2 pseudogenes are annotated in these 703 nt (G+C 51.8%); both read right to left on the bottom strand.

Going from position 1 to position 703, the window contains the following annotated elements:
• A pseudogene (locus B2T33_RS06900) lies at positions 1-290 on the bottom strand (peptide ABC transporter permease); the annotation flags it as partial.
• A gap of 116 nt (positions 291-406) precedes the next feature.
• Positions 407-703: pseudogene (locus B2T33_RS06895) on the bottom strand (ABC transporter substrate-binding protein); the annotation flags it as partial.

Genomic DNA, 703 nt, shown 5'->3' with positions numbered 1-703 from the left:
GGGAACAGGGTCAGGAATTCGTCCAGAACAGGTTTCTTGGTGACAAAGGATTTGCCAAGATCCCCTTGGAATACGCCCATCAGATAATCGAAATATTGAACGATCAGTGGCTGGTCGAAACCATACTGAGCCTGAAGCTCTGCATATCGCTCAGCATCGACACCACGTTCACCAGCCATCATAAGGATGGGATCGCTGGGAATGAGGCGGATAAGGAAGAATACCAAAAGGGTGACACCGAAGAAGGTCGGGATGATGTCCCCCAAACGGCGAAACAGGAATCCTAGCATGCCATCGGGCCTTTATTGTGTCCGCATACATAAGGATGCAGGCGGACGTCTCTCTCTTTTGCGAAATTGCAAAGAGGCCCGGAAAACCGGGCCTCTCTGATCACGTTTTGATACGCTTATTCAGCGAGATCTACACCATAGAAGATGTGACCACCGAACGGATCGATTTTGTAGTCAACAACTTCGCTGCGGATCGGTTCGAACACGATCGAGTGTGCGATGGTTGCCCACGGTGCTTCGCGTTTGAAGACCAGCTGAGCTTCTTCGTACAGACGGGTACGCTCGAGAACGTCCGAGGTGGTTTTTGCCTGCTGAATCAGGTTATCGAACTCTTCGTTGCACCACTGTGCACGGTTCGCACTGCCAACTGCGTCACAGCCAAGAAGAACTGCGAGGAAGTTGTCGGGGTCACC

Origin of the sequence: Thalassospira sp. UBA4513 (assembly GCF_002388495.1) — a bacterium.
Classification (GTDB): Bacteria; Pseudomonadota; Alphaproteobacteria; order Rhodospirillales; family Thalassospiraceae; genus Thalassospira; species Thalassospira tepidiphila.
This window is presented reverse-complemented; position numbering and strand designations above follow the sequence as displayed.